Source organism: Marisediminitalea oceani (genome assembly GCF_003731635.1).
GTDB lineage: Bacteria > Pseudomonadota > Gammaproteobacteria > Enterobacterales > Alteromonadaceae > Alteromonas > Alteromonas oceani.
The window spans coordinates 1-6,625 of sequence record NZ_RCUA01000088.1; the positions used below are offsets into that span (position 1 = coordinate 1).

Here is a 6,625-nt window from a genome sequence, read left to right on the forward strand (position 1 = left end):
AATTAACGAGCGACTTAGATAAAATGGGGTGATCCGGGTCTATATTGATCGCTTACATAGGTGTAAGCTAATCACACGAAATAACTCTAGTATCAGCATAGGTAAATCACACTCCAATGCCTTGCATGACTTTTACCTCTCACAAGACTATAAACAAAGGCTGACTATATTAAATAGCTTGGTGACAGATCCGTCATTCATTCGGCATCAGGTTGATATGTTTTATCGATATATAGATGGCGATCGATTGTTTGAACTAGACCACGACAATTATGCAGCGTCATTCAACATCAGTAAAACGCGTGCAACCAAGATTGCCAAAGAACTAGAATCTAAAGTAATGCTTGATGGTTGGGCAGTGAATGAGGTTAACAGCTATAGAGACTCAAATGGCGCGTTCAAGCATTACAGGTACAACTTTGAAATATCGAGAAAAAAGCACCAGGTATTCACACTTTCATTTGTAAACATACTTCAATTCAAGAATAGTAATTACCAGCATTGCCGTATCTCTTTCTGTCCTAATCTAATGCGGTTAAACCATGTTTACAGAGTTATGAAATGGCTATTTAAAGCATTTGATGATGAAGCAAGAAAAGCAATAGATGAGTCGATTCTACTATGTCACGATATAGGTAGCCAATGGCACGGAATACCAAGCTTTATGCTAAACATTGATGCTGAATCCTCTTCATTTCAGACATATCCTAAAACAACATTAACTGACAACATTCCAACCGAGTCAATCTACTACTTGAGAAAGAAAAATTTGGGTGAAGATTCAGATGTCCTCTATAGCCCGGTATGTAAATTCATCTCTAATCTCCGCAAGAAAAAAGTGAATGAAAAGAATCAATCCGAATTGCTCAACAGCATTGTTGTAGCAACTCGCTACGAAAGTAAATGGCGCTATACAGCTGGTGATGAGCCATTAAAATACAACGCTCTATATGACGCGCCTTTTGCAATGGATACTGTTGATTTCATCTCACCGGAGATTTTTACTCAACTACCAGAGCCTCTGGCATTAAAATTAGCGATTCACAAATATCCAAAGATATTATCAGCGTTAACGGTTGGTGATAATCGGATTTTATTACAAGCCCTTATCAGGAATACGCTAAGAATATCCTTACCGAAAATTAGTAAACGACATAAAACTCTACTGGCCTCCCTCCTAAATCAATTTGAAAAGGCAGAAGCACAAGCCCATAAGAGGTAGTCCTGAAACAGTAATTCGCGATAACTCAGGACTGAAATTTACTTGCCTCAGCCCTGTCATCAAGTTAACCATAAGGAATTGTTTTATATAAAATATATGCCAATATTCACTTCGTGGCGCCACACCATTATTAACAAGTTTTGAGTTTAGGTACGGATTCGTGCCAGGAGATATTGACATGATTATTGGTAATACTGATAGAACGATATTGGGGTGGTCAGGTGGTGAAACCAAAGAGCAAGCGATAAGCACTTACCTGGATACATGCAGTAAAAGTGATTTGGTCGCGACATCCATAAAAGGACTCTATGCGGCCATAAGGTTTGCCATTGTGAACGGCAAGAAAAGTGACAAGAAAATGATAAAGAAAACCCTGCGATTAGCATTTGGTGAAGAAGCCATGCAACGAGCTCTTGAATTTGCCAATGCTCAAAGCATTATGGCGGACAATTTGGATCAACCCGCTAATGGGTACACGATTGAATCGATAGCCGCATACTCGAGAGTACTTCAAATTCATGGTGAAGAGACGACTAGAAAAATTGGTGATGTAGTACTTATGCTTGCAGCTTGTGGTAAATCACATGCAAATTTACATCATTTAGATGAAGCAGAAAAACTCGTGACTGAACGCTCGCTTGTCGTGAACCCCAAGAACAAGAAGACATTGGTTCCCGAGTATTCGGTGAAGTAATAACTCGAAGTAAAATCTAATTAGGGGGCCTATGCCCCCTGATTCTGTCTTTACAACTGCACTACACCGGTACAAAACAGCCGTTTTCTTGCCTTAAATCCTCTGTTAGCTTGTAAATAGCTTATCCAAGCAAATCCCTCATTTTTATCAAAAATCATATAAATTCGGAGCAATTCAATGGATGCAGCATGTCCTTACACGCTGTATATGGGGCGTCTTGCGCCTAATAGTCAGCGTTCCATTGCCTCACAGTTAAACAGTATTGCAGCCATGCTTGACTGGCCAGAACATGAAAGGAAAGAAAGGTTTCATCATATCGACTATCAACAGGCCAGCCATATCAAGGCGATGCTGTTATCAAAAGGTTGGTCAGCTCGCTCAATTAACCGTGCCATGACAGCCATTCGCAATATCGTCAAAGTGGCGGTCATGACTGGCATTGCACCAGAAGCACAGGTAATACAACTGCAAGCTATCACAAAGGTTAAACACGGTAGCCACAAAGGCACACCGTTAACCGCTCAGCAAGTCAATAAACTGCTAAAACACCTCAATGCTGATAAGTCTGCTACCGGCAAACGAAACGCGGCAATTGTGACTATTTTACTCGGTTCTGGATTGCGCCGTAGTGAATTGGTGGCACTTCGATACGGTGACTTTTCAGTGGAGGCCAACACGTTACACATCGAAAAAGGCAAAGGCAATAAAAGCAGAACGGTATACCTACCAGAATGGACTGCAAAAGGTTTGCTGGATTGGATTAAGGTACGCGGGGATGGTGAGGGTTATCTTTTTGTGCGTATTGTACGTGGTGGACATATTCAGCATCACACCACATTATCGTCGAGCTTTATCTATTCACTTATCCGTAATTCACTTGCCGTCATTGGTGTAAAAGGTGTGTCCCCCCATGATTTGCGCCGGACTTTTATTACACGGTTACTGGAGCAGAACGTCGATTTAAATACCGTTCGCCAGATGGCAGGTCATGCCGATATCGCGACCACCATTATGTATGACAAGCGCGACCAACAAGTCATGCAAAAGGCGGCGTCTCAACTCAGCTATAAACCAAAATGAGGTGCGGTATGTTGAAACGGCAATTAAACAATCCTCACCTGTTGCAATATCTGTCCTGCCAGTGGGCTAAACGGCTTTTAGGTTATGCGGTGCGTATTGACGATGACTTTATCAATCCAGAGGTCTTAACCTATTTACGAGGGCAACCAACCTCCAAATCGGCATCAAAACACACTAAAAAGGCACTCGTTGCCTTGTTAAGCATTAACGACCGGCATCCAAAAACAACCAAGGTATTTCTAGATAATTGCACCTTTATCCGCAAGCTGCTCGATTTACCACGTGGCGCAGACAAGCTGATTCAGTTTGCATTGCTATGTCAGGTGAACCCGTGGTTTCAAAGTGTGGCAACCATGCTGCATATCCAAGATAGCTACACCGGATTAAACAGCATCTTGTTAGATATGACTGACCTTAAGGTATCGGATTTCAATGCTATTGCTGAAAGTTTGATGCAGTTTGGCTTGTTGAATGACAAGGACTTCGCTGCCATTGATGGCAGTGAATTACCGCAACCGATGTTGGTTAACCTGCTTACAAACATATTGCATTCAAGAGAGCAGTTAATCGAACCACTGCTACAACCAAGTAATAAGGCGCAGTTCACACTCGATGATTTTCCGCAGGTGAATACCGCACTATTGGGTGATTACCTGTCATTGGCAATGAGTAAGGCACAGGTCGGCACCAGTATCTTGCTACATGGTATATCAGGCTCTGGTAAAACCGAATTAGCCAGAAGCTTAGCCAAGCATTGTGACTGTACACTCTATGAAATCCGCTCGACAGGTATGGTAAAACAAAACCCTGATGAAGCCTTGGAATCACGTTATCCCTGCAAAGACAGACTACGGCATTTATCGTTATTAAATGCTTTACTCAGCGCGCCCAGTAATGCGGTGTTATTGATTGATGAATGTGAACATCTATTTGAGTTGGCAGACAATCACTACAGCAAGGAGTACTTGCAGCGGTTTATTGAGCAAAACGCCATACCGTGTATCTGGATCACCAATCATGTGCAGTGCTTGGAGCCAAGTTTCATTCGCCGGTTTAAGTTGGTCACTGAGGTGCCATCACCTAGGCCAGAAGATATTCTGCGAGTATGCAAACGTCATTTCAAAGGCCTGGGTCTATTAGAACGCTTTAAGCGCAATATAACGCATATCGACAATGTTTCACCGGCACTGATAGCGAATGCTTCACATGTCGCGAAAACACTGAATGTAGCGCGTACAGACGCTGAGAATACGATACATGACGTTATTGAAAGCACATTGCAGGCGTCAGGACTGTGGGACAGCAAAGCACACTATCAAGGCGAGCTAGACTTTGACGCATCACTGTTGAACCTGAAGCAACCCGCAAGTTATCTGGATGAAGTTAGTTTCGCACTAAAGCACAACAAACCTGCTCGCGTATTGTTATCCGGCCCACCCGGCACCGGTAAAACTGCATTTGCGCATTACCTCACCGAAACCAATCAGCGCGACCTTATTCGTGTGAAGTGTTCCGATGTACTCAGCAAGTGGGTAGGCGAAAGCGAACAGAACGTAGCAGAACTCTTTCACCGCGCACACGTTGAAGAAAAGGTCATTTTGCTTGATGAGGTCGATAGCTTATTGGTCAGCCGAGAGGCATTAACAGCGCACCATGAGCTGCAACTGGTTAACGAATTTCTGACGCAAATTGAGTGTTTTACGCAACCGCTTTTTGCAGCCACTAACTTTGATAGCCGGTTAGACAAAGCGGTACTTCGGCGCTTCGACTTTAAACTTGAATGCACTTACCTGAAACCAGAACAAGTCTGTGCCTTATACCGGCAGGTACTTGGTATCAAACGGTTAAGCCTAAAAGAGCAGCAACGCTTGTCCACACTCAAACTGTTAACGCCAGGTGACTTCGCCATACTGGCAAGGCGCAAACAATTTAGACCAAAACAGAACCACCGAGTCTCTGCTATCACGCTGTTGGCAGAGGAAAACCAACGCAAACAACCACAAACCCCAATGGGCTTTATCCGCCCTCACTAACCTAAAAGGTAAACATTATGACTACATCTGTATTGAGTTCGCTCAAGGTCATCGCTCGTCCTAAAATTGAGCCTAAACCTCCGGTCATCGGTAAACGCATGAAGCTCATCGAGAAGCTGGAACAGCAACAAGAGCTGGCAACCTGCATGATAGAAAAGCGTCCGTTTGAGGCGTACCGCGAAAAGATGGTTAAAGATCCCGTTACCGGCGAGCGCAAAAAACAACGCCGCCAAGTTACCGTTCGGCCATGGTATTACGACAGTGATGGTCATTACTACCTTGAAATAAAGGTCAACAACAAATCCATTGAACTGCTAAAGGATAAACATGCCATTGATGTTGGTGACAAAGCCAAGTTACCTGAGCTTATCGACACCATAATCAAAGCCACCGAGAAAGGTGAACTGGATAGCTTTTTACTGGCGCCACCGACAACAAAGAAAACTCCAGCTAAACCAGATACCAACAAAAAGTCATAAGTAAAACAGGTCTGTGGCGTGACCTTATCTGAATTAGTTCCGACCAGATCTGACACATCTACTTGAAAAGATGAGAGTTACCCGGTTTGATAAAGGTGTCGAATCTTTATTAAACAAACCCAAAGGTAACTCTCATGTTGCATACTAACAATCCAATCATTAAACACAAAGCAGGTTTACTCAATCTGGCCGAAGAACTAGGCAATGTATCTAAAGCCTGTAAAATCATGGGCGTTTCTCGAGAAACGTTTTATCGTTATCAGGAACTCGTTGAGGACGGCGGCGTTGATGCGCTAATTAGTCAGTCCAGACGAACCCCAAATCTCAAGAATCGCGTGGATGAACAAACGGAGCAATCCGTTATTAATTACGCAGTAGAGTTTCCGGCACACGGCCAAGCCAGAACCAGTAATGAACTGCGTAAGCAAGGTATATTCGTGTCTGGTAGTGGTGTTCGTTCCATCTGGCTCCGTCATAACCTGGAGAACTTTAAAAAGCGCCTCGCAGCTCTGGAAGCCAAGGTTGAAAAGGAAGGCATAATCCTTAGCGAAGACCAAGTTGCAGCGCTAGAAAAGAAAAAGCAAGATGATGAAGCCTGCGGTGAAATTGAAACGCATCACCCTGGCTATCTAGGCTCTCAGGACACGTTCTATGTAGGCAACTTAAAAGGCGTTGGCCGAATTTATCAGCAGACGTTTGTTGATACCTACAGTAAAGTCGCGTTCGCTAAGCTCTACACAACGAAAACACCAATCACGTCGGCAGATGTGTTAAATGACCGTGTATTGCCGTTCTTCGAGGCTCAGGAACTGCCCATGCTGCGGATTTTAACTGACCGAGGTACTGAGTATTGTGGCAAGGTTGAACAGCACGATTACCAGTTATATCTGGCAATCAATGATATCGACCACACCAAAACCAAAGCGAGACATCCGCAAACTAACGGTATCTGTGAACGCTTCCATAAAACCATCCTGAATGAGTTTTATCAGGTGACGTTCCGTAAAAAGCTCTATGATTCTCTGGAAATGTTGCAGAAAGATCTGGACGACTGGCTAGATTATTACAACAATGAACGGACTCATCAGGGCAAAATGTGCTGCGGCCGAACGCCAAT

General features: G+C 43.6%; 6 protein-coding genes. All 6 read left to right on the forward strand.

The features are described from left to right. The first annotated feature begins 247 nt into the window (after positions 1–247). Positions 248–1,222, forward strand: coding sequence for a hypothetical protein (locus D9T21_RS22260; protein WP_164464815.1), 975 nt, complete (start codon positions 248–250; stop codon positions 1,220–1,222). A gap of 178 nt (positions 1,223–1,400) precedes the next feature. Further along, complete coding sequence (locus D9T21_RS22265; RefSeq protein WP_123327352.1) at positions 1,401–1,916, forward strand: hypothetical protein; 516 nt, start codon at positions 1,401–1,403, stop codon at positions 1,914–1,916. A gap of 177 nt (positions 1,917–2,093) precedes the next feature. Next, positions 2,094–2,996, forward strand: coding sequence for a tyrosine-type recombinase/integrase (locus tag D9T21_RS22270; RefSeq protein WP_123327353.1), 903 nt, complete (start codon positions 2,094–2,096; stop codon positions 2,994–2,996). Between the two features lie 8 nt (positions 2,997–3,004). Beyond that, entirely contained in the window at positions 3,005–5,029 is a 2,025-nt protein-coding gene (locus D9T21_RS22275) for an AAA family ATPase (protein ID WP_123327354.1), read from the forward strand. A 17-nt stretch (positions 5,030–5,046) separates the two neighbouring features. Continuing rightward, positions 5,047–5,508 (forward strand): DUF6641 family protein, encoded by a 462-nt coding sequence (locus D9T21_RS22280; protein ID WP_123327355.1) that lies wholly within the window; start codon positions 5,047–5,049, stop codon positions 5,506–5,508. A 134-nt stretch (positions 5,509–5,642) separates the two neighbouring features. Further along, the coding region (locus D9T21_RS22285; RefSeq protein ID WP_123324634.1) for an IS481 family transposase at positions 5,643–6,625 on the forward strand (983 nt) is incomplete at its 3' end.

Bases quoted from the DNA above. Each gene is read 5' to 3' on its own strand.
- D9T21_RS22265 (WP_123327352.1), top strand. From the start codon at position 1,401: ATGATTATTGGTAATACTGATAGAACGATATTGGGGTGGTCAGGTGGT.
- D9T21_RS22270 (WP_123327353.1), top strand. From the start codon at position 2,094: ATGGATGCAGCATGTCCTTACACGCTGTATATGGGGCGTCTTGCGCCT.
- D9T21_RS22275 (WP_123327354.1), top strand. From the start codon at position 3,005: ATGTTGAAACGGCAATTAAACAATCCTCACCTGTTGCAATATCTGTCC.
- D9T21_RS22280 (WP_123327355.1), top strand. From the start codon at position 5,047: ATGACTACATCTGTATTGAGTTCGCTCAAGGTCATCGCTCGTCCTAAA.